Genomic DNA, 24338 nt, shown 5'->3' with positions numbered 1-24338 from the left:
CTCAGATTCCCCACCTCAGGGCCGGCGTACGCACGGGTGCGTCCCACAGGCCGAGCAACTCGTCGTCCACCTTCAGCAGCGTCACGCTCGCCCCGGCCATGTCCAGGGAGGTGATGAACGGCCCGACCAGCGAGCGCGCCACCGTGACGCCGTGTGCAGCCAGGATGCGCGCGACCTCGGCGTACAGCACGTACAGCTCGATCAACGGCGTGCCGCCCAGCCCGTTGACGAAGGCGATGACGCCGTCGCCGGAGTCGAACGGCAGGTCGGCCAGGATCGGCTCGACCAGCAGCTCGGCGAGCTCCCGGGCGGGCACCAGCGGCAGCCGCTGCCGGCCCGGCTCGCCGTGGATGCCCACGCCGAGCTCGAACTCGTCGTCGCCGAGCTCGAAGGTCGGGTGGCCGACCGCGGGCACCGTGCAGCTGGTCAGCGCCGCGCCCATGCTGCGGCCGTTCGCGTTGACCCGGCGGGCGACGTCGGCCACCTCGGCCAGGCCGCGGCCCTGCTCGGCGGCCGCCCCGGCGATCTTCTCCAGCAGGACGGTCACGCCGACGCCGCGCCGGCCGGCCGTCCAGGTGCTGTCCTGCACCGCCACGTCGTCGTCGGTGACCACGGCGACCACCTCCACACCGGTCTCGGCGGCGGCCAGCTCGGCGCCCATCTCGAAGTTCAGCACGTCGCCGGTGTAGTTCTTCACCACGTGCAGCACCCCGGCGCCGCCGTCGACGAGCTTGGTGGCCGCGACCATCTGGTCCGGCACCGGCGAGGTGAAGACCTCCCCGGCGCAGGCGGCGTCGAGCATGCCGAGGCCGACGAACCCGCCGTGCAGCGGCTCGTGCCCGGAGCCACCGCCGGAGATGATGCCGACCTTGCCGTGGCGCGGGCTGTCGCCCCGGTAGATCACCTTGTTCTGGTGGTCGACCTTGAGCTCGGGATGGGCGGCCTCGACGCCGTTGAGCGCGTCGGACACGACCGTGGACGGGTCGTTGATGATCTTCTTCATCGGGAAACCTCCTCAGGTCGGGCGACGGTCAGGCGGGGACGCGCTCGTCGGACAGGACTGCGGGGCGGTCGGCGGGGGTGCGGCTCAGGACGCCGTAGAGCAGGCCCGCCAGGGCGCCGGCGAGCAGCTCCGCGGCCCAGTAGACGGGCAGCTGGTTCCAGTGCACGGTGCCGCCGGCCAGCTGCTGCACGAGCATCGGGCCGAAGGTGCGCGCGGGGTTGATGGAGGCGCCGGTCGCGGGGGCGACCGGGATGATCGCGGCGAACACCACCAGGCCGATCGCCACTCCGGCGAAACCGGGCGCGGCCTTGCGGTGTATGACCCCGAAGACGGTCAGGACGAGGATGAACGTGCCGACGAACTCGGCCGTGAACGCCTGCACGGTGGGAATGCCCGAGTAGGACGCGACGCCGAGGCCGACGTCGCTGGCCTTGTGGCCGAGCACGCCCAGGATCGCCGTGGCGCCGACGACCGCGCCGAGCACCTGCGCGCCCAGGTAGGCGGGCACCTGGCTCCACGGGAACTTCTTCGTGACGGCCAGGCCGATCGTGACGGCGGGGTTGATGTGGTTGCCGCTGATGTGGCCGAACGCGTAGACGGTCGCGACCACGACCGTCGCGAACGCGAACGAGATCACCCCGAGGTCCGCCATCGTGAACGGGGCCTTGCCGTTGATCATGAGCGTCGCGGGCACCGAGCCCACCCCGATGAAGACGAGGAGCGCGGTGCCCACGACCTCGGTGAGAAGTTTCTGGGTCATGGTCGGTTCGTCCGCCATGTCGGCCTCCTGCAACGAAGGGTTTACGATGATGTCGACGAACATTCGATAATGTCGAACGTGTGACGCACGCTACGCCGCTGACACGGCACTGACAAGGGGTCTTCGACATGGCTTCACAGGCTGCGGGCACAATGGGGCTAGCCGGAAAAGAGGAGGCGTGGTGATCCAGTCCGTCGACCGGGCCGTACGGGTGCTCAGCGCGCTGCAGGGCAGCCGCCGCATGACCCTCTCCGAGCTGGCCGCCGCGCTCGGCCTGCCCGCCTCGACCGTGCACGGCATCGTCAAGACGCTCGTCGGGCACGGCATGGTCGTCCAGGAGCGCGGCTCGAGCCGCTACATGCTCGGCCCCCGGGTGCTGCTGCTCGGGAACGTCTACCTCGACACCCTCGAACTGCGCTCGCGCACCGCGCCCTGGGCGGGCGAGCTCGCCCGGCGCACCGGCTACGCGGTCCGCACCGGGGTGCTGCTCATCGACGAGATCGTGATCATCCACCACGAGCCCCGGCCCGACGGCAGCCGGCAGATGCCCGAGGTCGGCATCGTCATCCCGGCCCACGCCAGCGCCCTCGGCAAGGCCATCACCGCGTTCAGCGCCCAGGCGCAGAAGGCGGTCGGCGAGGCCGCGCCGCTGCGCAGCATGACCGGCGAGACCCTCACCGACCTCGCCGCGCTGGAGGCCCAGTGGGAGGAGGTCGCCGCCACCGGCGTGGCCGCCGAGGCGGAGGAGGCGGTGCTCGGCGAGTGCGCGCTGGCCAGCCCGATCTTCGACGCCTTCGACGGCGTGGTGGGCGCGATCGGCGTCGTCATCCCGTCGACCGCCTGGCCGGTCGAGCCCCCGGTACGCGAGGCGCTGCGCGAGACGGCCCGGGCCATCTCCCGCGAGCTGGGCGCGCCCACGTGGCCCGGCCCGCGCATCGCCTGAGCGCCCGGGCTACTCCTTCTCGGCCGAGGTGGTCAGGGCGATCACCGGCGCGGCGGGCGCCGCGGGCGAGGTCGGCGCAGCGGGCGAGGTCGGCGCCGCGACCGCGGAACGGCCGAAGCGGGCCCGGAACGCGTCGCGGAGCGCCGACCAGCTGCGGTACCGCGTGAACGGGATCTCGAAGACCGCGGCGAACAACCGGGCGCCGACCAGCGACAGCGGCAGCACTATGGCCAGCGTCGCCAGGAAGCGCGGCAGGCCCGGCTGCATCCGCGGGCCGATCACCTTCTCGCTGATCGCCACCACGATCGGCGCGTGGATCAGGTAGAGGCTGTACGAGAACTTACCCAGCTCGCGTACCGGCGCGGTGTCCAGCAACCTCTTGAAGATCCGGGCCTTGCCGGTCGCCACCGCCACCAGCATCAGCCCGATCGCCGGCGCCCAGGCCAGGTCGGCCCAGAAGTGCTCGCGCTCCCACCAGACCGTGCCCTCGACGACGCACAGGATCACCACCGGCACCGTGGCGGCCACCGCGAACCATTGCCACGGCAGGTTCCGCACCCGGTCGCCGGCCCGCAGGATGCCCGCCGTGGCCAGGCCCAGCGCGAACAGGACGGCCATCTGCGGGGTGAACCGCATCAGCATGCTCACCACGTGCACGTGCGGGGCCAGCGCGCCGATCGTGACCACCACGATCGTCACCGCGGTCACCATGACCACCCCGCTGATCCGGCGTACGGTCAGCAGCAGCAGCGGGAAGACGATGTACAGCTGGGCCTCGACCGCGATCGACCAGAACGCGCCGTTCGGCACCGAGGAGCCGAAGACGTCCTGCAGCAGCAGGCCGTAGACGGCGACCGCCTTGCCGTCCGGCGCCGCGGAGCCGGGCTGCGGCACGACCGCCCAGGCCATGATCACGCTGAAGATCAGCGCGGCCCAGTACGGCGGCAGGATGCGCCAGGCCCGCCGATGCGCGAACCGGGCCTTGCCGCCCAGTTGCCAGTCCCGGCGGGCCGGCGCGACCGCGAGCGAGAAGCCGGACAACGCGATGAAGACGACCACCGCGAGATGCCCGTACAGCAGCCAGACGAGCCACGACGGCCCGGTGTTGACCGGATAGCCGGGGAACGACTCGAGGTACGTGTGATGCACGACCACGAACAGCGCGGCGAGACCGCGGATGCCGTCCAAGCCGGTGACCCGACGCTGGGGCGCGGAAGCGGCGGATGCCTCGACCGTCATCGGTCCCTCCGGGAAGTCTTGTGGTTATCCTGACCGGCGTGACCGAGCCAGCAGTCAGCATCGTGATCCCGGCCCACAACGAGGAAGCAGTCATCGCGGGCAACCTGCGCCGCCTGCTCGACGGCAGCAAGCCCGGCGAGTTCGACATCATCGTGGTGGCGAACGCCTGCAAGGACGGCACCGCCGCCGCGGCGGCGACCGTCGAGGGCGTCCGCGTGCTCGACACCCCGACCCCCGGCAAGCCGAACGCGCTGCGTATCGGGGATGCCGAGTGCGCCACCTTCCCGCGCGCCTACCTCGACGCCGACGTGCGGCTGGACGCCGATTCGGTCCGCGAGCTGGTCGCCGCCTGCGCGCAGCCGGGCGTGCTGGCCTGCGCCCCGGTGCCCGAGCTCGACCTCACCGGCGCCGGGCCGGTCGCCCACCGGGTGCACAAGGTGCACAACGCGCTGATCGCGCCGAACCGCGTCCTGGCCGGCGTCGGCGTCTACGTGCTCACCGAGGCCGGCCACGAACGGGTGTTTCCGATGCCGGACGTCATCTCCGACGATGGTCTGGTTCATGCCAGCTTCGCCCCCCACGAGCGGGTCGTCGTGCGGTCCGCGCACTCGGTCGTCAAGCCGGCCCGGACGGTCCGGTCGTACCTGAACCGGCGGGTCCGGGTCCGGCGCGGCAACAAACAACTCGTCGAGCTGGGCCGCACCGGCCCGGAGAGCAGCATCACGCTAGGGGCCCTCGGCCGGCTCGTCCGCGACCGGCGGGTGGGCGTCGTCGACGCCGGCTGCTACCTGACCGTGCTGGTCCTCGACCGGGCTCTGACGCGGCTGCGGAACCGTCGCGGCGACGTCTGGGCGAGCGATGCCAGCACCCGCGTCACGCTGCCGGGGAACTGACGGCGCGCCGACGGCGGCCGCATAGGCCGCCAGCAGCGACTTGACCGAGTGCTCCCAGGAGAGCGGGCCGCTGACCCGCTCCTTGCCGATCTCGCCCATCCGCCGGCGCGCCTCGGGGTCGTCGAGCAGATTGGCGATCAGCTTCGCGAACTGCGACTCGTCGTTGGCCGGCGCGTACACCGCCGCCTCGCCCGCCGAGACCCGCGCCTCCTTCAGCTCGAAGGAGACGATCGGCTTGCCCATCGCCATGTACTCCATGACCTTGTTCATGGTGGAGACGTCGTTGAGCGGGTTCAGCGGGTCGGGGGAGAGGCACACGTCGGTCGCCGACAGGTAGCGTACGAGGTCCTCATCGGACACCCGGCCGGTGAACTCCACTACGTCGGCCAGGCCCAGTTCGGCGGCGAGCGCGACCATCGCGTCGAAGGTGTCGCCGCCGCCGACGAAGACCGCCCGCCAGTCCGTACGCCCCTGCTCGTCCCGCAGCTTGGCCAGCGCCCGCAGCGCGTAGTCGACGCCGTCCTGCGGGCCCATCACGCCCAGATAGCCGAGCAGGTAGGGCTTGTCGCCACGGATCGAGTCGTCCCGCGGCACCTCGAAGAAGCGCTCGACCGCGGGCGCGCTGCGCACCACGAACACCTCCTCGGGCCGCTTGCCGCCCCGGCTGAGCGCGGCCGCGCGGTAGCTCTCGTTGGTCGCGATGACCACGTCGGCCAGGCGGTAGGTCTGCCGCTCCAGGTAGCAGACGGCCCGGTAGAGCGCGTCCTCGCCGCGGTTGAACCGGGAGAGATACAGCTCGGGCACCAGGTCGTGCTGGTCGAAGACGAACTTCGCGCCCTGCCGCTTGAGCCGCTTGGCCAGCAGGTAGAACAGGTCCGGCGGGTTGCAGGCGTGCACCACGTCGACCTTGCCCACCTTGCGGATCAGCCGCCGGGTGTGCCGGAGCGCGTTGCCGTACTCCTGCAGGTAGCCGAGCGGGCCGCCGACCGCCGCCTTCAGCGGGTAGCGGTAGATGCGTACACCCTGGATCTCGGCGTACGCCTCGGTGTCGCGTTTCGTCCCTTGCGGACAGATGACGCTGACCTCCCAGCCCGCGGCCCGCAGCGCCAGGCTCTCCTGCCAGACGCGGCGGTCGAACGGGACCGAGAGGTTCTCGACCAGGATCAGCGCGTGCTTTCCCTTACCAGCCAAGGCCCTGGTACCCCTCGGTCGTCCGGCGCGCGTCGGCGTCGGGGAGGCGGACGAGGTCGACCACGGCCTTGTCGCCCGGCTCGGCCAGCGCGTCGACGACGACCTGCTCGGTCGAGCCGACCACGCACACCTCGGCGTGCTCGAACACCTCGTCGACGTTGTTGGTCAGCAGGTCGCTCAGGTGCGGCAGCCGGCCCTCGATGTACTCGCGGTTCGCGCCCATCAGGCGGGACAGCGCGACGTTCGAGTCGTAGATCTTCAGGTCGTAGCCCTTGCCCAGCAGCCGCTCGGCCAGCTCGACCAGCGGGCTCTCCCGCAGGTCGTCGGTGCCCGGCTTGAAGGAGAGCCCGAACAGGCCGACCTTCCGCTTGCCGGTCGCGGTGACCAGCTCGATCGCCCGCTTCAGGTGCTCCTCGTTGGAGGGCAGCACGTGCGACAGCAGCGGCACCGCGACGTCGGCGCGCCGGGCCGCGTACACCAGGCCGCGCAGGTCCTTCGGGAGGCAGGAACCACCGAAGGCGAAACCGGGTTTGAGGTACGCCGGGGAGATGTTCAGCTTCCGGTCGGCCAGGAAGACCTCGATCATCCTGTGCGAGTCCACGCCGAGGGCCCGGGAGATCGCGCCGAGCTCGTTGGCGAAGGCGATCTTGAGGCCGTGGAAGCAGTTGTCCGCGTACTTGGCCATCTCGGCGACCGCGATCGGTACCCGGAAGGTCTCGCCCGGCAGGCCCTCGTACATCTGGGAAACCGCGTCGGCGCTGCGGGAGTCGAGCTCGCCGATGACCGTCTTCGGCGGGTCGAAGAAGTCCTTGACGCTCGAGCCCTCGCGCAGGAACTCCGGGTTGACCGCGACGCCGAACTCGACGCCCGCCGTCTTGCCGGACTCCTTCTCCAGGATCGGGATGAGCAGGTCGGTGCAGGTGCCCGGCAGCATCGTGCTGCGGAACACCACGGTGTGCCACCGGTCCAGCCCGGCCAGCACGCCACCGATCTCCTCGGCCACCCGCTCCAGGTACGTGGTGGACAGGCTGCCGTTGGCCGCGCTCGGCGTGCCCACGCAGATCAGCGAGATCTCCGTGGCCCTGATCGCCTCGGCGACGTCGGTGGTGGCGCGCAGCGCGCCGGCCGCGACGACCTCGGCGGTCAGCTCGCCGATGCGTTCCTCGACGACCGGCGCCTGGCCGCGCGAGAGCAGCTCGACCTTGGTCGGGTTCACGTCGACCCCGACCACCTCGTGGCCACGCTCGGCCAGGCACGCGGCGGAGACGCTGCCGACGTAGCCGAGCCCGAAAACGCTGATCCTCATGGACTTCCCCCTAGCGGTTGTTCGCGCGCAGGCGGCGCGCCAGGCGACGGAGCTGCGGCGCGAACGCCGACGACTTCGCCGCGGTGATCATGGAATTGCGGGCGCGTCGCGCCACCCGGTACGCGCTGTTGCGGCTGACCACTCCCCGGGCGACCAGCACCTCGCCGGTCTTGGCCCGCCGCTTGTACTCGTCGTCGCCCCGGCCGAAGTCGATCCGCTCGATGCCCAGCTCGGGCGCCGCCCCCACCAGTTCGCGCAGCAGGATCCAGCCCGGGGCCAGCGACGAGAACTGCGGATCGTAGACCGGGAACCACCAGTGCAGCACCCCGCCGGAGCGCATGCCGAAGTGCGCGGCCAGCAGGTGGTCGCCGGCGTGCACAGTGGACAGGATGCCGGCGAACTCGGTGCCGCGGGTGTGCAGCAGCCGGGTCAGCAGGTCGACCCGCTCGGGGCGGGCGAAGTAATCGGTGGCGCCGGTCGCGGCGTACTGCCCGCGCTTGAGCTCCACCACGGCGGCGAGCGACTTCTCGTCCACCACGTCGGCCGCGAACCGGACCGGCCCGATCTGCTTCTCCGCCTTGTTGGTGCGGCGGCGGGCCTGGCCCATGTTGTCCCTGCCGCTCTTCGACGCCCGGCCGAGGTAACCCTCCATGCCGCCGGCGCAGTCCAGGTACGGCGAGGGCCGGCTCGACTCGAACCAGGGCGCGAAGTCCTCGTTCGGCTCCAGCAGGTGGTCGAAGGCGAACCGCTTGGCGCCGCCGGCGAGCAGCTTCACCGCCGGGAAGGCCGTGCCCGGCGCGCGGATCGGCCCCTGGAAGTCGGCGCCCGGCCAGCCCACCGGGAGCAACACGCCTCCCTCGCGGTGCATCGGCAGCAGCGCGGCGACCTCGCCCCGCTCGTCCCGCCCGACCGCGACCTCCACCGGACGGCCCGCGTGCACCGCCGCGGCGAAGCCGGGATGAAAATACGGGCTGTCCAGCGCCGGATTCGCGGCCCGCAGCCGGTGCCAGGCATCCGTCTCGGCGCTGCCCAGCTCGTCGAAGCCGACGGTACGCAGCGACACGATGCGCGCCCCGCTCACGGATGGCTCCCGGTCAGCGAGGCGATGAGCAGTTCCCGCCGGGACGGGTGCAGCAGGGCGGCGAGCGACGCCCGGGACGTCGGCCGGCCGGTCGCCGCCCGGATCGTCTCGCCGAGCAGCACGGCGAGATGGTAGGCGAGGCCCGCCGCCGGCCCGCGCCGGCGCCGGAACAGCACCACCTTGTTGACCATCATCAGCGAGTACAGCGTCGGGTTGGTGCCCGACTCGCCGCCGATGTGCTCGACCACGGCCTCCGGCTCGTACCACAGCGACCAGCCCTTGTCGGTGGCCCGCTGGCAGTACTCGGTCTCCTCGCTGTACAGCATGAACGACTCGTCCCACGGGCCGAGCTCGCGCATCGCCGGCGCGGACATCAGCATCGCGGCGCCGGTCGCCCAGGCCACCGGCCCGGCCACCTCGTACGCCTTCGGATCGAAGACCAGCTCGCCGATCCGGCCGGCCCGGTCGCCGCCGACGATGGCCTCGACCCACGCGCCGCGCACCGTCGGGGTGCGGCGCAGCGACGGCTGCAGGGTGCCGTCCGGGTTGACCAGCTTGGGCGCCGAGATGGCCCGGCCGGGCTGGCGCAGGGCGCGGGCCAGCAGCTGCAACGTGTTCGGCCGGAGCCGGCAGTCCGGGTTGAGGACCAGTACCGCGTCGAGCTTGCGCAGCTCCAGGGTGGCGGCGCCGGCGTTGAACGCGGCGGCGTACCCGGCGTTGCGGCCGACCTGCACCACGCGGACCGGGATGCCCTCGGCCGCCTCGGCGATCGCGACCGAGGAGTCCTTGGACGCGTTGTCGGCGACCACGACGACGGCCAGGTCGACACCGGTCTGCGTGGCCAGCGAGCGCAGGCAGCCCTCCAGGACCGCGCCGCTGTTGAAGGTGACGATGACGGCGGCGACGCGCGCGACGCCGCCGTCGGGACCGTCGCTGGATTCGGGCAGGGTCACGTGCTCTCCTTGATCAGCCCTGGCGGGAGCTCAGCCACGGAGTCGTTTGACGGTGCGCGCCGCGAGGTTGCGGGCGCGCCGGGGGAGTGACGGCTTACCGTCGAGGACCTGGTCGATCCAGGCACGGTCGATGGTGTCGCGGAGGCTGGTGCGGGCGTGCAGCCAGGCCTCGGGGTGTGCGCGGCCGGTGTCGCTGGTGTAGACCTTCGTCGCGCCGGCCTCCCGCAGGCGGCGCAACACGTGCCGGTCGTACGAGCCGAACGGCGCCGAGACCTCGGTGACCGGCGTGCCGGAGAACCCGGCCAGCACCTCGGCCGCCTTGGTCATCTCGTCCGGCACCTGCTCCGGGCTCAGCCGGCGCCAGTCGCAGTGCGCCCATCCGTGCGAGCCCAGCGTCATGCCCGCGTCGAGCAGCTCGCGGACGTTCTCCTCGGTCAGCCGGCCGGGCCGGCCGAGCAGACCGGCGGGCACGAAGAACTGCCCGGTGAGGCCCCGCTTCATCAGGTGCGGCAGGGCGATCTCCACATCGGACGCGTTCGCGTCGTCGAAGGTGAGGCGGACGTCGGTACGGCCGGCCACGGCGTCGAGCACGTCCTCGAACTGCTTCACCGTGACCCACACCTCGTCCTCACCGGGGTCCAGCGGACGGACCGGTGAGCCGATTCCGTGCACGGTGAGAGTGACGGTCGATGGTGGGTTGGTCACCAACAGTGCTCTTCCGTTCCTGTCGATTCGTTCGATTCGGGTCGCTGGCCCAGCAATCCTCAGCCGAGGCCGAAGGTCGGCATATCGGTAGATCGGCCGAACCAAGTGCCTCTTCGTCGTTGTGCTGGTCGGCCGGGGTTGAGCCGCGTGTCGGCATGACGACTCAGCCGACCGGTCATCTTCGTGACGCATTCGTCGTGCGCTGGTGGCTGTGGTTACGGTGGTCCCGGCGGCCTCGGCGTGATGGAATGCTGCGGTGCTTCAAGAGGAGTCGGCGGCCGGCTCCCTGACAAGGTGTGAGTGAGTGTGACGACGAGCACGATCGGCCTGGCCGACCCGGCCGACCTGGAACCCTCGCTGCTGTACGAGCGGACGTACGCGACCCGCCGGCGCCCGACGTACATCGACGCCGCCGTGCTGCTGAGCCTGATGTTCGTGCTGCTGGCGGTCATCCCGGCCCGCGAGGTCCTGCCCGGCGCCACGGATGTCGGCCGGCCCGCACTGGTCATCGGTTTCCTGCTGTTCCTCTGGTGGGCGGTGACGCGATTCAGCCCCGGTCTGGTGATGGTCGGGCCGCAGCCGATCCGATGGGCCTTCTTCGGCTACTTCGGCGTGCTGCTGCTCGGTTACGCGGTCGGCTTCCTGCGCGGCTTGACATCGATGGAAGCCAATGCCGCCGACCGTACCATGATCTATTTCTGCTGTTTCGGCGGCGCCCTGCTGACCGCGGCCGACGGCCTGCCGAACTGGCTGAAGCTGCGCACCCTGCTCAAGGTGCTGGTGGTCTCGGCCACCTTCGTCGCCCTGTTCGGCGTCGTCGAGTACCTGCTCGGCCGTGACCTGAGCAACTATCTGCTGATCCCGGGCCTGCAGGAGAAGGGCTGGGTCCCGGTCCTCGAGGACCGCGGCTCGGGCGTCCGGGTCGCCAGCACCACGTCGCACTACATCGAGATGGCGGCGTACCTGGCCCTCGTGCTGCCGTTCGCCATCCACTTCGCGATCTTCGCCCGGGTCCCGAAGCGCCGCTGGATGGCCATCGCCTCGTGCATCATCATCGGGGCCGGCATCGCGTCGACCATCTCGCGTACCGGCATCATCTCCGAAGTCATCATGTTCGTCGCGCTGGTCCCGCTCTGGACCTGGCGGATGCGCTACAACATCGGCGTCGTCCTCACCATCATGATCTCCGGCGCCGCCGCGGCCACCGGCGGCCTGGTACACACCCTGCTGCACCTGTTCGACAACCCGACCGGCAACTCGTCCATCTCGGTCCGCTACGAGCGCTACCCGATGGCGTTCCACTACATCGGCCAGCGCCCCTGGCTCGGCCGCGGCACCGGCACCTGGGTCTCCCCGCAGTACCAGATCATGGACAACATGTGGCTGGAGATCCTGCTCAACAACGGGATCGTCGGCGCGATCGCCTACGCCGCCCTGCACATCACCGCCATCACGGTGGCCTGGATGGCGCTGCGCCGCTCGAAGGAGCGCGAGGTGCGGCACCTGTGCGCCGCCCTGATCTCCACCCAGTTCATGGGCCTGATCGTCGCCGCCACCTTCGACTCGCTGGCGTTCCTCACCTTCGCCACCACACTGGGCCTGACCGTCGGCATGTGCGGCACGGTCTGGCGCCTGACCCACCCCCAGCGCATGGTCCGCACCTCGGCAACGCGTTCCTTCGCCGGCCGCGTCAGCTAACTTCAGATCTACTTCCCTTGACCGTACGCGTCGGACAAGTCCCGCCTTCTCCGGCGAGCTGGCTGCCGTCCCGGCCCGGTGCCGCCCGCATCCGGGCTGTGCTGCAACGCGGGCAGGCCGGTCCAGGCGGCCGGTCACCCTCGCTGCCGCCGCTCACGCTCGTGACAAACCCGGTTTCGTAGCTGTTCCACAGGTGTCGCAGAATGTCCTGCCAGGGGCGGCCGCCACAGTGTGGCCATGCCAGCGCGCTTCGACCTGCGACGTCCCTCGGTGGCGCTCAACGCCGTTCTCGCCGTCGCCATCGCGGGCGGGGGTTTCTGGGCGTACGAGGCCCTGGCCGGCCCGAAGAGTGGCAGCACCGCCGCCGGCGCCGCGGCCCGCACGGTGACGGTGGAAACGGGCACGGTCACCAAGACCGTGACCGCGGACGGCACGGTGGAGAGCGCCGAGACCGCCTCGGCCGGCTTCGTCACCGGTGGCGTGGTCACCGCGATCGACGTCAAGGTCGGCCAGGTGGTCAAGAAGGGGCAGGTCCTGGCCAAGGTCGATCCGGCCGCGTCGGAACGGAGCCTGACGGCGGCCGAGGTGAACCTGACCACCGCCAAGGACGCCCTCACCCGCGCCGAGGCCGCCGGCTCGGACACGTCCAGCGCCGAGTCCGACGTCGAGTCGGCCCAGTCCGCGGTCGACGACGCCCAGGCCGCGGTGGACGGCACCGTGCTGACCGCCCCGATGGCCGGCACGGTCACCGCGGTCAGCGGCACGATCGGCAGCTCGGCCTCGGGCGGTGGCTCCTCGTCCGACTCATCCTCTTCATCCGGCTCGTCAGCCTCATCCGGCTCGTCTTCTTCGTCCGACTCGTCCTCGTCGGGATCGTCCTCGTCCGGCTTCGTGGAGATCGCCGACCTGAGCAAGCTGCAGGTGACCGCCGACTTCGCCGAGGCGGACGCGACCACGCTGAAGGAGAAGCAGGCCGGCACGATCACCTGGACCGCGCTGGCCGGTGCCACCGCGACCGGCGAGGTCATCGCGATCGACCCGTCCGGCACCACCTCGAACGACGTGGTCACCTACGGGGTGACGCTCAGCATCGACAAGAACCCGGCCGGGGCGCGGGTGGGCCAGAGCGTGTCGGTGGCCATCACCTCCGGCAACGTCGCCGACGCCACCTACGTGAACTCCGCGGCCATCACCACGTCCGGCACCCGGCACACGGTCACGGTCGTCGCCAACGGCGTGCGGACGGTCCGGGAGGTCCAGATCGGGCTGGTGGGCGACTCCACCACGCAGATCAAGTCCGGCGTGCAGGCCGGCGAGCAGGTTCTCGTCACCACCACGTCCACCACCTCGGGCAGCACTTCGAGTGGCGGCAGCCTGAGCAACCTGGGCGGCGGGGGCGGTCCCGGCGGCGACGGCGGCCCGCCCGCGGGCGGAGCCGGCCCGTGAGTTTCCCCAAGGCAGTGCACGCTATGAGTGAGGATTCCGCTATGACCGCCGCTCCAAAACGCCGATGGACCCGGATCACCGTGGCGCTGGGTGCGCTCCTGATCGTGGTCGGCGGCTTCGTCGGAGGCATCACGGCCGAGAAACTGTGGGGCGTCGCGTCGACGACCGCGACCGGGCCGGCGGCCGGCTTCACCGGCGGCTTCCCGGGTGGTGGCCAGCCGGGCGGCACGGCAACGACCGGCACCCCGGCCACCGGCACTACCGGCACCGTGACGAAGGTCGACGGCACGACCATCTACGTGCGGAGGGCGGACGGCACCGTGCTGACCGTGAAGACCGACGGCAACACCGCCGTCTCCACGGCCACCGACGGCGAACTCGCCGACGTCAAGGCCGGCCAGTCCGTAACCGTCCAGGGCGCGACCGGCGCGGACGGCAGCGTGACCGCCACGTCGGTCAAGACCGAGGAGAAATAGCAGCGTTACCGGAGGTCGGCGAGAGAAAGGCCGGGCCGCGGGGAGAGCCCCCGCCACCCGGCCTCAGCCGTACCGGAGAATCAGTCGAGGGCGACCGCGGCCGCCGGCTTGCGGCGCAGGGCCAGGCCGACCCACAGCTTGAGCTGGTCGCGGGGGATCGCCAGGGGCACGTAGACCGCCAGGCCCACGATGCCGCCCACCGCCAGCTGGGTGAAGGCCCACGGCCCGCCCGCGTAGCGCATCGCCACGAAGGCGACCAGGCCGGCCGCGATCGCCGCCAGCACCGGGCGGGCGATGCCGGCCGCCACCGGGCGGAGCGACACGTTGCTCTTGCGCAGGGCGAATGCCGCCAGGGGCACCGCCACCAGGAAGCCGACGCCGGTCTGGGCGATCGCCGCGCCGTGGATGCCGCCGATCTTGGTGGCCACCCAGAGGGCCGGGAACAGGACCGCCGCCCAGCCCAGGTTGAGCCACAGGGTCGCCTTGGTGGCGCCGGCGCCCATCAGCGCGTCCATGCACAGGCCGGTGGTCATCCGGACCAGGGTCAGGCCGACCAGGATCTGCAGGACCGTGGCCGCCGGGCTCCACTCGTGGCCGTACAGCAGCTCGATCAGCGGCGCCGCCAGCACCGAGGTCAGCGCGACGATCGGCGCGACCACCAGCACCAGCAGCGGCATGGAGCGCTGGACCCCGTCGCTCAGGGCGTCGTCGTGATGCTCGGAGAGCCGGGAGAAGCCCGCCACCGACACGTACCGGATGGCTTGGCCCAGGGTGTTCTGCGCCCAGCTGGAGACGTTGAACGCCAGCAGGTAGAACCCGACCAGGACCGGACCGGTGAGGTGGCCGATGATGGTGAACTGGACGTTGGTGACGATCGCCTCGACGCCCAGGCTGGCCGCCAGCGGCACGCCGAAGATGAGCAGCTTCTTGGCGATCGCCTTGTCCAGGCCGTACTTGAACGGCACGTCACCGAACTTGAAGATCAGGATGCCGGTGAGCAGCGCGCCGGCGACCTGACCCCAGGCGAAGGCGTACGGTCCGGCGCCGTCGAGCGCCAGGCTGATCGCCACGACGGCGTTGACCACCAGGCCGAACGAGTTGGCGGTCACCAGCTTGCCCTGCTGGAAGTTGCGCATCAGCGCGCCGGCCCGCACCGCGGTGACCCCGTCGATCACGATGATCAGGGCGAGGATGCGGACCACCGGGGTGGCCTCCCGGTTGCCGGCCGCCTCCGCGAACATCGGGGCGACCAGCCAGAACAGCCCGTAGATGCTGGTCGCCAGCCCCATCGCCATGGTGGCCGCGGTGGGCGACATCTCCTCGAGCTTGCCCCGCCACTGCACGGTCGCGGCGATCAGGCCGACGTCGTTGATGTGCATGAGCACGGCCGTGGCCGCGATGGCGATGGCGTACACCCCGAAGTCGGCGGGCGCGAGGATGCGCGCCAGGGCGAGGCCCATCGCGAAGGAGCCCATCTTGGTCACGAACGTGCCGACCAGGCTCCACCGCAGGCCCCGCCCCGCCTTCTGGCCGATCGAGTCGGTCAGCGCCGGCTCGGTGAGGGCGGCCTCGGTGGTCAACGTACCCCTGCCACGTCGGCACCCCGCTGCTGGGGCGCCGGCGCCGATTCGATCTTCTCCAACCAGATCTCCCGCCAGTAGGAGGTGATCGCCCGGGGGCAGGCGCCGGTCAGGGCGCCCTCGCAGACGACGCCCTCGAGCACGATGCAGGGCGACTTCATGTGCAGCATCTGGCCGGTGTGCTCGTCCAGGATGTGGTGGATCCGGCGGGCGACCCGGGCGGTGCGGCCGCAGAAGCGGGCCATCTCCGCCTCGATGCCGAGCCCCCGGTTGAGGCTGTCGGCGTTGATCGTCGCCTCGATCTCCTCGCGCGACTTGATCCGGACCAGGTCGCCCGGCTGCAGGCCGGTCTCCACGGTCGGGGTCTTGCCGGTCACCCTGCCCTTGAGCTGGCCGAAGTGCTTGCCGCCCTTGATCTTCAACGGCTGGGGCGCGACGTCCTGCAGCCGGTTGTAGACGCCGACCAGCAGCGTGCGCGCCGCCCAGATCGGGCCGACGTTGCCGCTGCGCACGTCCTCGACGTACTGGCTGAGCTTGAGCACCGGCATCGGCTCCGGGGTGGCCCGGCGCATCTCGGTGGCCTGGCAGCGCCACCGCGGCGAGCCGTCCTCGCCGTCCGGGCGGCGGGCCGAGATCTGCAGGAGCTGGGGGAGTTTCGGCTCGTTGTGGGCGACCACGTCCGGCTTCGCGCCGGGGGAGTCGACCTTCTTGAGCCAGGCGTGCTTCCAGTAGATCATGCAGGCGGCCTCGCAGCCGTCGTGGCCGCCGCCGTCGCAGCGCACGCCGTCCAGGTGCACGGCGTTCTCCATCTTGCGGATGCCGGTGCGTTCGAGCGTGTCGCAGGCCTTGTGCGCGGACTTGCCGACGGTGAGCCGCTTGCCGACGTACTGCAGCATCTCCGGCATGAACGGCAGCGCGCCGAGCGCGCCGTTCTCGTCGAGCGTGGCCAGGATCTCGGCCTCGCTGCGGACCTCGACGATGTCCCCGACCTTCAGGTCGAGCCGCGTCATCGCGGGAGCGGTCATCGGGCGGACTCCGTCCAGCGCAGGTCCGAGCCGATCTTGCCGGCCGCGTGCAGCGCGTTGATCTTCTTGAGCCGCTGGTGCCGCTCGCCGAACAGGTCGCTCAGCTGCAGGTCGTACTTCTTGTAGTTCTCGACCAGCTGCTCGATGCCCTTGCGTACGGTCCACTGCGGTTTGAACTCGGGCACCTCGGCCGCGATCCGGTCGCAGGTGACCCGGTAGTTGCGGGCGTCGGCGCCGGCCCCCTCGGCGAAGGTGACCTCGCCGCCGACGACCTCCTGCACCAGGTTCGCCACGTCGCGGATCAGGTAGTTCTCGTCCGAGCTGCCGACGTTGTAGGCCCGCGCGTGCACCACGTCCCGCGGGGCCTCGAGCAGCGCGATGAACGCCGAGGCGATGTCGTCCGCGTGCACCAGCGGGCGCCAGGCCATGCCGTTGCTGCGCAGGCCGATGTTGCCGGCCAGCAGGGCGTGCCCGACCAGGTCGTTGACCACCAGGTCGCCGCGCAGGCGCGGGGAGAAGCCGTAGGCCGTGGCGTTGCGCAGGAAGATCGGCGAGAAGTCGTCGTCGGCCAGCGGGAGCAGGTCCTGCTCCGAGAGGATCTTCGATTCGCCGTACGGGGTGAGCGGCGCGAAGCCCGCGTTCTCGTCCAGCGGCGAGTCGTCCGCACCGGCCCCGTACAGGCTGCACGAGGAGGAGAACAGGAAGCGCTCGACGCCGGCCTCCTTGGCCGCCTTGGCCAGCCGGATCGTGGAGCGGTGGTTCACGTCGTACGTCAGGTCGGGGTCCAGGTCGCCCAGCGGGTCGTTGCAGAGCGCCGCGAGGTGCATGACCGCGTCCGGCGCGACCTCGGCCAGGTGGTCCTTGGTGATGTCACGCAGGTCGACCCGCAGCGCCGGCACGTCCGCGGGCACCGGCCCGATGGTGCCGTCCGCGAACAGGCCGGTGTCGAGGCCGACCACCTCGTGACCTGCCTCGGCCAGCCGGGGCACCAGCACGCTGCCGAGGTAACCCTCGTGGCCGGTGACGAGAACTCGCATCCAAAAACTCCAAGGTTCGGGCGCCGGGACAGGCGCACGGATGTTATGCAGTGTTTGACCCCAACTGCACTAGGGCTTTCGGTCAGTAGGCGCCTGAGCTGCGGACGACCGCACTGACCGTGCGGGCGAGGATCGCCAGGTCCATGACCAGGGACCAGTTCTCCACGTACGTTAGGTCGAGCCGGATCGACTCGTCCCAGGAAAGGTCGGAACGGCCGGAAACCTGCCACAGGCCGGTGAGGCCGGGCTTGACCACCAGCCGCCGGCGCATGTCCTCCGGGTAGCCGGCCACCTCGCGGGCGAGCGGCGGCCGCGGCCCGACCAGCGACATGTCGCCCTTCAGCACGTTCATCAGCTGGGGCAGCTCGTCCAGCGAGAGCCGGCGCAGCCAGCGGCCGACCGGGGTGATCCGCGGGTCGTTGCGCATCTTGAACAGCTCGCCGTCGCTGTCGTTCAGGTTGCGCAGCTCCTGCAGTTTCGCCTCGGCGTTCACCACCATCGTGCGGAACTTGTACAGCACGAAGGGGCGGCCGTCCTTGCCGACCCGCTCCTGCTTGAAGATCACCGGGCCCTGGCCGCCCGGCCCGAACTTCACCAGGACCGCCAGCACCACCAGAGCCGGCAGGCTGAAGGTCAGCAGCATCAGCGCGCCGACCCGGTCGAAGGCCTCCTTCACCACCCGGGAGCTCCCCTTGAGCCGCGGGTGCTCGACGTGCAGCATCGGCAGGCCGTCCACCGGGCGGATCGTGGTGCGGTCGCCGGCCACGTCGACCAGCGTGCTGGCCACGATCAGGTCGATCTCGTCGCGCTCCAGCTGCCAGGCGAGGCGGCGCAGCGCCGGGCCGTCGATCTCCGGGCAGGAGAGGACGACGACCGTGTCGGCGCCGGCCAGGCTGACCGCGAGGGCGACGTTCTCGAAGTCGCCGTACACCTCGGGCAGGCCGGGCAGCGCCTCGGTGGTCTGGGTGGCGGGCACGCACGCGCCGACGATGCCGAGGCCGTGGTGGCTCTCCCGGTGCAGCCGGCGGTTCATGTCGGCGACCGCGCGGGCGTGCCCGACCAGGATGACCCGGTGCAGCCGCTGGCCGGTGGCCCAGGAGCGGTGCAGCAGCTGGCGGAACAGGAACCGGGCGCCGACCGCGAGCGCGGTGGCCATCGGCAGCGCGATGAGCACGTAGCCGCGGGCCAGGCGCAGGTCGAGGGCGAACGAGAAGATGGCGAGCGTGGCGGTGAGGCCGAAGCCGGCGCGGACCACCCGCGCGTACTCGTCGGTGCCGACGAACAGGTGCCGCGCCTCGTAGGCCCGGTTGATCGCGAGAACCGCCATCCAGGCCAGCGGGAACAGCAGCGTCAGCAGCAGGTAGTTCCAGAGGAACAGCTGCGCGCCGTACGAGCCGAAGCGGAGGAGCAGGGCGGAGGAGGCCGCGACGAGGCCCACCAGGTAGTCGATCAGGTACAGCGTCTTCGCATACCGCCCGCGCCAGTCGGCGCGGGTCGCGGGCGCCCGGAACTCGGCCGGGCGAACCGCTGTGAAGCGGGGTCCATCCTCGGTGATCTCGACGGCCGAACCCGGGTCGATCGTCTGCACGCCTGTCCTCCGTCATTGATGGCGGTCAACCACGGTCCGTTTGGGTCCGCGCCTTCCGGGGTAGCCACCGGAGGACGAGACTATCTGGGTGAGAAATCAGCCGGCGGGCAGTCCACCCCCGGACTTCATCGGAGAGCCTGATGACTCCGGTGGTCCTGTCGCTACACCTTTCCGTGCGAGAGGAATGGCGAATCGGATGATGCCATTTCCAAACGCGGTGCAGCGTGGGCAAATCGGGCGTACCGGGCCATCTGCATATATCGGATTCAACTATCGCGGAATTGCGGGATGAACCAGTAACCCATACTCCTCATCCGGGGTGCTGGTCAATCGTCCGAAGAGGACGCCGGAATGTATTAAATCCGACTACGCTCTGCGACATACTTGTTGCAGGCCTCGTATTCCGGGAGCAGTCCGGTCGCCTTCGCCTCGGCGAGCGAGGGGGCGGCGGCGTCCTTCGTGGACAGCAGCGGCGTCGTGGCCGGCCAGACGATGCCGAGCTCCGGGTCGAGCGGGTCGATGCCGTGCTCGTGCCCGGGGCGGTACACGCTCGAGCAGAGGTACGTCACGGTGGCGCCCTCGGTCAGCGCGCAGAACCCGTGGCCCAGTCCCTCGGCGAGGTAGACGGCGCGCCGCTCCCGGTCGTCGAGCGGCACCGCCTCCCACGCGCCGAACGTGGGCGAGCCGACCCGGATGTCCACGATCACGTCGAGTATCGAGCCGCTCACGCAGGTGACGTACTTGGCCTGGCCGGGCGGGACGTCGGCGAAGTGGATGCCGCGGACGACGTCACGCGCCGAGGTGGAGAGGTTGGCCTGGGCCAGGTCGAGCGGATGGCCGACGAACTCGGCCAGCTCGTCGAAGCGATACCACTCGAGGAAGCTGCCGCGGGCGTCGCCGTGCTGGACCGGCGTGATCTCGTACGCGCCCTCGATGGTCAACGGTCTGATCTTCACAGCGCGCCACCGTACCGACCGGCGTCGAGCAGTCCCATCAGGTAGTCACCGTACCCGCTCTTGAGCAGCGGCGTGGCCAGTTCCCGCAGCTCTTCGTCGCCGATGAAGCCGAGCCGCCAGGCCGCCTCCTCGACACAGCCGATCTTGAGGCCCTGCCGCTCCTCGATGACCCGGACGTACTCGGACGCCTGGACCATCGACTGGAACGTGCCGGTGTCCAGCCAGACCGTGCCCCGGTCGAGAACGGTCACCTCGAGCCGGCCCTCCCGCAGGTAGGCCTCGTTGACCGCGGTGATCTCCAGCTCGCCGCGCGCGCTGGGCCGCAGCGTCTCCACGATCCGCACCACGTCCGCGTCGTAGAAGTACAGGCCGGGTACGACGTACGTGGACTTGGGCTTCTCGGGTTTCTCCTCGATCGACAGCACCTTGCCGGTCTCGTCGAACTCCACCACGCCGTAGCGCTCCGGGTCGGCCACCGGATAGGCGAAGACCCGCCCGCCGGCCGGCCGGGCGAAGCGGGCCAGCTGCCGGCCCAGGCCCACCCCGTGGAAGATGTTGTCGCCCAGCACCAGCGCCACCGGCTGGTCGCCGATGAACTCCGCGCCGATCCGGAACGCCTGCGCGATGCCGTCCGGCTTCGCCTGGATGGCGTACGTGAGGGACAGCCCCATCCGGCTGCCGTCGCCGAGCAGGCGCTGGAACAGCGGCTGGTCCTCGGGGGTGGTGATCACGAGGATCTCTCGGATACCGGCCGATACCAGAGTGGTGAGGGGGTAGTAAATCATCGGCTTGTCGAAAATCGGCATCAACTGTTTCGACATGGCCATCGTGATCGGCCACAGCCGGGAGCCGGTTCCACCGGCCAGAAGGATTCCGCGCACCGAAGGAGACTAAACAACGGCTCGGATACCGGTACACTCGCCAGCCGTGCAGATTTTCGTGACCGGGGGTGCCGGTTTCATCGGTTCGGCCTACGTGCGGGCCCTCTTGCAGGACGAATTCGCCGGCGCGGCCGGTGCCACGGTGACCGTTCTGGACCTGCTGTCGTACTCCGGTAATCGGGAGAACCTTCCGATGACAGATTCCCGACTGAGGTTTGTCCGGGGGGACATTACGGATTCGCGGCTGCTCCGGGAGCTGCTTCCCGGGCACGACGCGATCGTCCATTTCGCGGCGGAATCGCACGTCGACCGCTCGATCACCGGGGCGCTGCCGTTCGTCACCACCAACGTGCTGGGTACCCAGACGCTGCTGGACGAGGCCCGGGCCGCCGGGGTCGGCCGGTTCCTGCACGTCTCGACCGACGAGGTCTACGGCTCGATCGAGGAGGGCTCCTGGACCGAGGAGTGGCCGCTCGTGCCGAACTCGCCGTACGCCGCCTCGAAGGCCTCCTCCGACCTGATGGCCCTGGCCGCCCACCGCACGCACGGCATGGACGTGGTGGTCACCCGCTGCTCGAACAACTACGGCCCGCACCAATTCCCGGAGAAGGTCATCCCGCTGTTCGTCACCAACCTGATGGACGGCAAGCAGGTGCCGCTCTACGGCGACGGCGGCAACATCCGCGACTGGCTGCACGTCTCCGACCACTGCCGGGGCATCCAGCTGGCGCTGGAGAAGGGCCGCTCCGGCGAGGTCTACAACATCGGCGGCGGCACCGAGCTGAGCAACCGCGAGCTGACCGAGCGGCTGCTCGAGGCCAGCGGCGCCGGCTGGGAGATGGTCCGCCCGGTGGCCGACCGCAAGGGGCACGACCGCCGGTATTCGCTCGACATCACCAAGATCAAGAACGAGCTGGGGTACGCCCCGCAGGTCACGCTGGAGCAGGGGCTGGCCGACACGGTCGCCTGGTACCGCGCCAACCGGGCCTGGTGGGAGCCGCTCAAGGACCGGGCGGCGCTCTGATGCAGAGGACGTAGCGTGCTGACCCCTCAGTCTCACCTGGTCGTGGGGCTGGTGGGGCAAGCCGCTCGCGGCGCTGGATCGCCCAGGACCGTGTACTGATCACCTGACCACGGGGTGGGGCAGCAACATCGTTCAAGCTTGCGTGTCACGCGTTTGACGCTCGATGGACCGGCGTAACGTGCTTGGCGGCAGGATCGAGGTCCGGCTCAAGGAGTTGGACCGGAGGCCGTCAACAACGAGGGGGCGGTGTTCGCGGCCATGGGGATCCTGCCGGATCACGTCACTCTGCTGGCCGCGGGTGCCACAGCGCGCGCCGCTGGCTCGGGTGCTGGGTGCGGCGAGCAGTTGAAGGATTATTGAGATGCTGACTGGACGTCGTTACCTACTTAGGTTGACCTCCAGACAGCAGGATCAGGCCGAACAGTTCGGCAATGCCTGTCGGGCGGTCTGGAACGCGGGGCCGGAGCAGCGGCGTGAGTATCGCCGGCGTGGCGGGTCCATCGGCTACGTCGAGCAGGGCCGGCAGTTGGCCGAGGCGAAGAAGGACCCGTACTCGGCGTGGCCAGCTGAGGCACCGTCGCACATTCTGCAGCAGACTCTGCGGGATCTGGATAGGGCGTGCGAGACCCACGGCACCGGAAAGGTACGCTGGCGCCCGAAGACCAAGACCCGGCCGGCGTCCCGGTTCCCTGACCCGAAGCAGATGGAGATGGTGCGGCTGACCCGCCGTTGGGGGCAGGTGAAACTGCCCAAGCTGGGCTGGGTTCGGCTGCGTTGGACTCGCCCGTCAGGCGGAGTCCTGCGCAACGCGACCGTGCTACGTGACGGTGGCCGCTGGTATGTGTCGTTCTGCGTCGACGACGGCGTAGCCCCCGCCGCGCCCGACAAACTGCCGCCAATCGGCGTGGACCGCGGCGCCGTAGCTGCTGTGGCAACCTCCGAGGGCGGTCTGATCGACCGCGAGTTTGCCACTGCGGGTGAGGTGCGCAGGGCCAAGCGGTTGCAGCAGCGCCTGACCCGCTGCCATGACTGTGGGCACATCGCTCGGAAAAACCGTGAGAACCAAGCGGTCTTCCGATGCGTCGCCTGCGGGCACGCCGATCACGCTGACGTTAATGCCGCGAAGAACATCCTGGCCGCCGGGCTGGCGGTTACCGGGCGTGGAGACCTCGCCATCGGGCGGTCCAGGAAGCGCCAACCGCCTGTGGAGGTGGCCGCATGAACAGCGATCAACCACGGGAGTCCAGCGCCCTCAGGCGTGTGGAGGGAGCCAAGCGCTGGCTGGTCACCGGCGCCGGCGGGATGCTCGGCCGCGACCTGGTCGTGGCCCTGGCCGAGGCGGGCGAGCCGGAGGTGCTCGCGGCCACCCGCAACGAGCTCGACATCACCGACGCTTCCGCCGTACGAGATGCGGTGGAAGGTGTTGATCTTGTGTTGAACGCCGCCGCGTGGACCGACGTCGACGGGGCGGAGGCGGCCGAGGAGGCTGCCACGGCGGTGAACGGCGAAGCGGTCCGCGTCCTCGCCGACGCGGCCGGCAAGCGGCTGATCAGCGTCTCCACCGACTACGTCTTCGACGGGACGGCCACCGCGCCGATCGCCGAGGACACCCCGCACGCGCCGCTCAACGCGTACGGCCGGGGAAAGGCCGTGGGGGAGAGGGCGGTGCTGGCCGCCGGCGGCTACGTGGTGCGCACCGCCTGGCTGTACGGCGAGCACGGGCCCAACTTCGTGCGGACCATGCTGCGGCTGGCCGCCGATCGCGACACCCTCGACGTGGTGGACGACCAGCGGGGCTCGCCGACCTGGTCGCTGGCCCTGGCCCGGCAGCTGGTGGCGCTGGGGCGGGCGGCGTCCGAGGGGCGCGCCGAGCCGGGCGCCTACCACGGCACCGCGGCCGGCTCGACCACCTGGTTCGGCCTGGCCCGGGCGGCGTTCGAGGAGGCCGGCCTCGACCCGGCGCGGATCCGCCCGACCACCAGCGACAGGTTCGTGCGACCGGCGCGGCGGCCGGCGTACAGCGTGCTGGGTCATGGCCGCTGGGCGGGCACGGGGGTCGAGCCGCTGTCGGATTGGCGTCCGATGCTGACCGAGGCGATGCCCTCCTTACGGGGATGAAGAGAACCGTTTCCGGTGTTCGCACGTTTCTCAGGTAAGGCCCGCAAGGGAAAGCGATCGCCGGGTCCAGGGGAATCCCGGAGGCGATCAGTGGCGGGCCAGGCGCACTCTGAGGGCAACAACCGCACACGACATCGGAGATGATCGAAATGCGCAGCCAGCTTCTCGCCGCCCGGGCCGCCGCCCTCTTCGCCAGCGACCTGCCGACCGGCTCCCACCCCGCCGCCGCAACCGTCACCGCCGTGATCGCCGCTTCCGTCCACGCGTGCGGGGGTACCCGCGGTTGCGTGGCCATGATGGCCGCAGCCTACGGTGACTACCCGGAGACAGCCGCCCCGCGCATGCGCTGGGCCCTCAGCGTGGCCTCTCTGATGGCTCCCGGTGCAACCCGTCCCGAACCGGACCGGGAGCTCGTCGCGGCTTGACGGGTTTCCC

22 protein-coding genes and 1 pseudogene are annotated in these 24338 nt (G+C 70.6%); 9 read left to right on the top strand and 14 right to left on the bottom strand.

The genetic code is table 11. From position 1 onward, the window contains the following. Position 1: 1 nt before the first annotated feature. The gene (dhaK, locus tag IH26_RS0116380) at positions 2-1003 is read right to left on the bottom strand and encodes a dihydroxyacetone kinase subunit DhaK (RefSeq protein ID WP_030437060.1); all 1002 of its coding nucleotides are present in this window, start codon (positions 1001-1003) and stop codon (positions 2-4) included. Between the two features lie 28 nt (positions 1004-1031). Continuing rightward, positions 1032-1781, bottom strand: a complete 750-nt coding sequence (locus tag IH26_RS0116375) for an MIP/aquaporin family protein (protein WP_030437059.1) — start codon at positions 1779-1781, stop codon at positions 1032-1034. Positions 1782-1941: 160 nt separating this feature from the next. Between IH26_RS0116375 and IH26_RS0116370 the strand changes: the two genes are divergently transcribed. Further along, entirely contained in the window at positions 1942-2706 is a 765-nt protein-coding gene (locus tag IH26_RS0116370; RefSeq protein ID WP_211268656.1) for an IclR family transcriptional regulator, read from the top strand. Positions 2707-2715: 9 nt separating this feature from the next. Here IH26_RS0116370 and IH26_RS0116365 read toward each other — a convergent pair whose 3' ends face one another. After that, entirely contained in the window at positions 2716-3945 is a 1230-nt protein-coding gene (locus IH26_RS0116365) for an acyltransferase family protein (RefSeq protein ID WP_030437057.1), read from the bottom strand. Here IH26_RS0116365 and IH26_RS62860 point away from each other — a divergent pair. Beyond that, positions 3930-4310: pseudogene (locus IH26_RS62860) on the top strand (glycosyltransferase family 2 protein); the annotation flags it as partial. The gene IH26_RS0116365 and the pseudogene IH26_RS62860 overlap by 16 nt on opposite strands. Positions 4311-4670: 360 nt before the next feature. Here IH26_RS62860 and IH26_RS0116350 read toward each other — a convergent pair. From IH26_RS0116350 to IH26_RS0116330, 5 genes are read right to left on the bottom strand one after another with little or no spacing between them, the layout of a single operon-like run. Next, a complete protein-coding gene (locus IH26_RS0116350; RefSeq protein WP_034215313.1) occupies positions 4671-6029 on the bottom strand; it encodes a glycosyltransferase family 4 protein in 1359 nt (452 codons plus the stop codon). Then, positions 6019-7335, bottom strand: coding sequence for a nucleotide sugar dehydrogenase (locus IH26_RS0116345; protein ID WP_030437054.1), 1317 nt, complete (start codon positions 7333-7335; stop codon positions 6019-6021). Before IH26_RS0116345 ends, IH26_RS0116350 begins: the two co-directional genes overlap by 11 nt. A gap of 10 nt (positions 7336-7345) precedes the next feature. Then, positions 7346-8416, bottom strand: coding sequence for a GNAT family N-acetyltransferase (locus IH26_RS0116340; protein WP_030437053.1), 1071 nt, complete (start codon positions 8414-8416; stop codon positions 7346-7348). After that, positions 8413-9369 carry a glycosyltransferase family 2 protein gene (locus tag IH26_RS0116335; protein ID WP_030437052.1) on the bottom strand — a complete coding sequence of 319 codons (957 nt, stop codon included), beginning with the start codon at positions 9367-9369 and terminating at the stop codon, positions 8413-8415. The genes IH26_RS0116340 and IH26_RS0116335 overlap by 4 nt, the downstream gene beginning before the upstream one ends. A 30-nt stretch (positions 9370-9399) precedes the next feature. Beyond that, on the bottom strand, positions 9400-10074 hold the full coding sequence (locus tag IH26_RS0116330; protein WP_245665237.1) for a polysaccharide deacetylase family protein: 675 nt from the start codon (positions 10072-10074) through the stop codon (positions 9400-9402). A 306-nt stretch (positions 10075-10380) separates the two neighbouring features. Here IH26_RS0116330 and IH26_RS0116325 point away from each other — a divergent pair, with 306 nt between their 5' ends. The 3 genes from IH26_RS0116325 to IH26_RS0116315 all read left to right on the top strand — a co-directional run bounded on the left by IH26_RS0116325 (position 10381) and on the right by IH26_RS0116315 (position 13694). Continuing rightward, the gene (locus IH26_RS0116325) at positions 10381-11772 is read left to right on the top strand and encodes an O-antigen ligase family protein (RefSeq protein WP_030437050.1); all 1392 of its coding nucleotides are present in this window, start codon (positions 10381-10383) and stop codon (positions 11770-11772) included. A 237-nt stretch (positions 11773-12009) separates the two neighbouring features. Continuing rightward, complete coding sequence (locus IH26_RS0116320; protein WP_030437049.1) at positions 12010-13218, top strand: efflux RND transporter periplasmic adaptor subunit; 1209 nt, start codon at positions 12010-12012, stop codon at positions 13216-13218. 41 nt (positions 13219-13259) lie between these two features. Beyond that, a complete protein-coding gene (locus IH26_RS0116315; protein ID WP_051808192.1) occupies positions 13260-13694 on the top strand; it encodes a DUF5666 domain-containing protein in 435 nt (144 codons plus the stop codon). Between the two features lie 80 nt (positions 13695-13774). Here IH26_RS0116315 and IH26_RS0116310 read toward each other — a convergent pair whose 3' ends face one another. From IH26_RS0116310 to rfbA, 6 genes are all read right to left on the bottom strand, one after another. Then, positions 13775-15274 (bottom strand): oligosaccharide flippase family protein, encoded by a 1500-nt coding sequence (locus tag IH26_RS0116310; RefSeq protein ID WP_030437047.1) that lies wholly within the window; start codon positions 15272-15274, stop codon positions 13775-13777. After that, positions 15271-16299, bottom strand: a complete 1029-nt coding sequence (locus tag IH26_RS0116305; protein WP_245665235.1) for a hypothetical protein — start codon at positions 16297-16299, stop codon at positions 15271-15273. The genes IH26_RS0116310 and IH26_RS0116305 overlap by 4 nt, the downstream gene beginning before the upstream one ends. Further along, positions 16296-17336: an NAD-dependent epimerase/dehydratase family protein gene (locus IH26_RS0116300; RefSeq protein ID WP_030437045.1), complete on the bottom strand. Its 1041-nt coding sequence runs from the start codon at positions 17334-17336 to the stop codon at positions 16296-16298. Before IH26_RS0116300 ends, IH26_RS0116305 begins: the two co-directional genes overlap by 4 nt. Before the next feature lie 82 nt (positions 17337-17418). Then, on the bottom strand, positions 17419-18924 hold the full coding sequence (locus IH26_RS0116295) for a sugar transferase (RefSeq protein ID WP_030437044.1): 1506 nt from the start codon (positions 18922-18924) through the stop codon (positions 17419-17421). A 356-nt stretch (positions 18925-19280) separates the two neighbouring features. Beyond that, complete coding sequence (locus IH26_RS0116290; protein ID WP_030437043.1) at positions 19281-19880, bottom strand: dTDP-4-dehydrorhamnose 3,5-epimerase family protein; 600 nt, start codon at positions 19878-19880, stop codon at positions 19281-19283. After that, positions 19877-20761 (bottom strand): glucose-1-phosphate thymidylyltransferase RfbA, encoded by an 885-nt coding sequence (gene rfbA, locus IH26_RS0116285; RefSeq protein WP_030437042.1) that lies wholly within the window; start codon positions 20759-20761, stop codon positions 19877-19879. The genes IH26_RS0116290 and rfbA overlap by 4 nt, the downstream gene beginning before the upstream one ends. 46 nt (positions 20762-20807) lie before the next feature. Here rfbA and rfbB point away from each other — a divergent pair, with 46 nt between their 5' ends. The 4 genes from rfbB to IH26_RS0116260 all read left to right on the top strand — a co-directional run bounded on the left by rfbB (position 20808) and on the right by IH26_RS0116260 (position 24328). Further along, a complete protein-coding gene (gene rfbB, locus IH26_RS0116280) occupies positions 20808-21785 on the top strand; it encodes a dTDP-glucose 4,6-dehydratase (RefSeq protein WP_030437041.1) in 978 nt (325 codons plus the stop codon). 361 nt (positions 21786-22146) lie between these two features. Next, the gene (locus IH26_RS0116270; protein WP_030437040.1) at positions 22147-23007 is read left to right on the top strand and encodes an RNA-guided endonuclease InsQ/TnpB family protein; all 861 of its coding nucleotides are present in this window, start codon (positions 22147-22149) and stop codon (positions 23005-23007) included. Next, on the top strand, positions 23004-23903 hold the full coding sequence (gene rfbD, locus IH26_RS0116265; protein ID WP_051808191.1) for a dTDP-4-dehydrorhamnose reductase: 900 nt from the start codon (positions 23004-23006) through the stop codon (positions 23901-23903). Before IH26_RS0116270 ends, rfbD begins: the two co-directional genes overlap by 4 nt. Before the next feature lie 140 nt (positions 23904-24043). Further along, positions 24044-24328, top strand: a complete 285-nt coding sequence (locus IH26_RS0116260; protein ID WP_245665233.1) for a hypothetical protein — start codon at positions 24044-24046, stop codon at positions 24326-24328. Positions 24329-24338 lie beyond the last annotated feature (10 nt).

This window comes from Actinoplanes subtropicus, from assembly GCF_000721705.1.
In the GTDB taxonomy this organism is placed as follows: Bacteria; Actinomycetota; Actinomycetes; order Mycobacteriales; family Micromonosporaceae; genus Actinoplanes; species Actinoplanes subtropicus.
The sequence above is the reverse complement of the archived record's forward strand: the minus strand, read 5'-3'. Positions and strand labels throughout refer to the sequence as shown.

Bases quoted from the DNA above. Each gene is read 5' to 3' on its own strand.
- dhaK (WP_030437060.1), bottom strand. From the start codon at position 1,003: ATGAAGAAGATCATCAACGACCCGTCCACGGTCGTGTCCGACGCGCTC.
- IH26_RS0116375 (WP_030437059.1), bottom strand. From the start codon at position 1,781: ATGGCGGACGAACCGACCATGACCCAGAAACTTCTCACCGAGGTCGTG.
- IH26_RS0116365 (WP_030437057.1), bottom strand. From the start codon at position 3,945: ATGACGGTCGAGGCATCCGCCGCTTCCGCGCCCCAGCGTCGGGTCACC.
- IH26_RS0116345 (WP_030437054.1), bottom strand. From the start codon at position 7,335: ATGAGGATCAGCGTTTTCGGGCTCGGCTACGTCGGCAGCGTCTCCGCC.
- IH26_RS0116320 (WP_030437049.1), top strand. From the start codon at position 12,010: ATGCCAGCGCGCTTCGACCTGCGACGTCCCTCGGTGGCGCTCAACGCC.
- IH26_RS0116315 (WP_051808192.1), top strand. From the start codon at position 13,260: ATGACCGCCGCTCCAAAACGCCGATGGACCCGGATCACCGTGGCGCTG.
- IH26_RS0116305 (WP_245665235.1), bottom strand. From the start codon at position 16,299: ATGACCGCTCCCGCGATGACGCGGCTCGACCTGAAGGTCGGGGACATC.
- IH26_RS0116300 (WP_030437045.1), bottom strand. From the start codon at position 17,336: ATGCGAGTTCTCGTCACCGGCCACGAGGGTTACCTCGGCAGCGTGCTG.
- IH26_RS0116270 (WP_030437040.1), top strand. From the start codon at position 22,147: ATGCTGACTGGACGTCGTTACCTACTTAGGTTGACCTCCAGACAGCAG.
- rfbD (WP_051808191.1), top strand. From the start codon at position 23,004: ATGAACAGCGATCAACCACGGGAGTCCAGCGCCCTCAGGCGTGTGGAG.
- IH26_RS0116260 (WP_245665233.1), top strand. From the start codon at position 24,044: ATGATCGAAATGCGCAGCCAGCTTCTCGCCGCCCGGGCCGCCGCCCTC.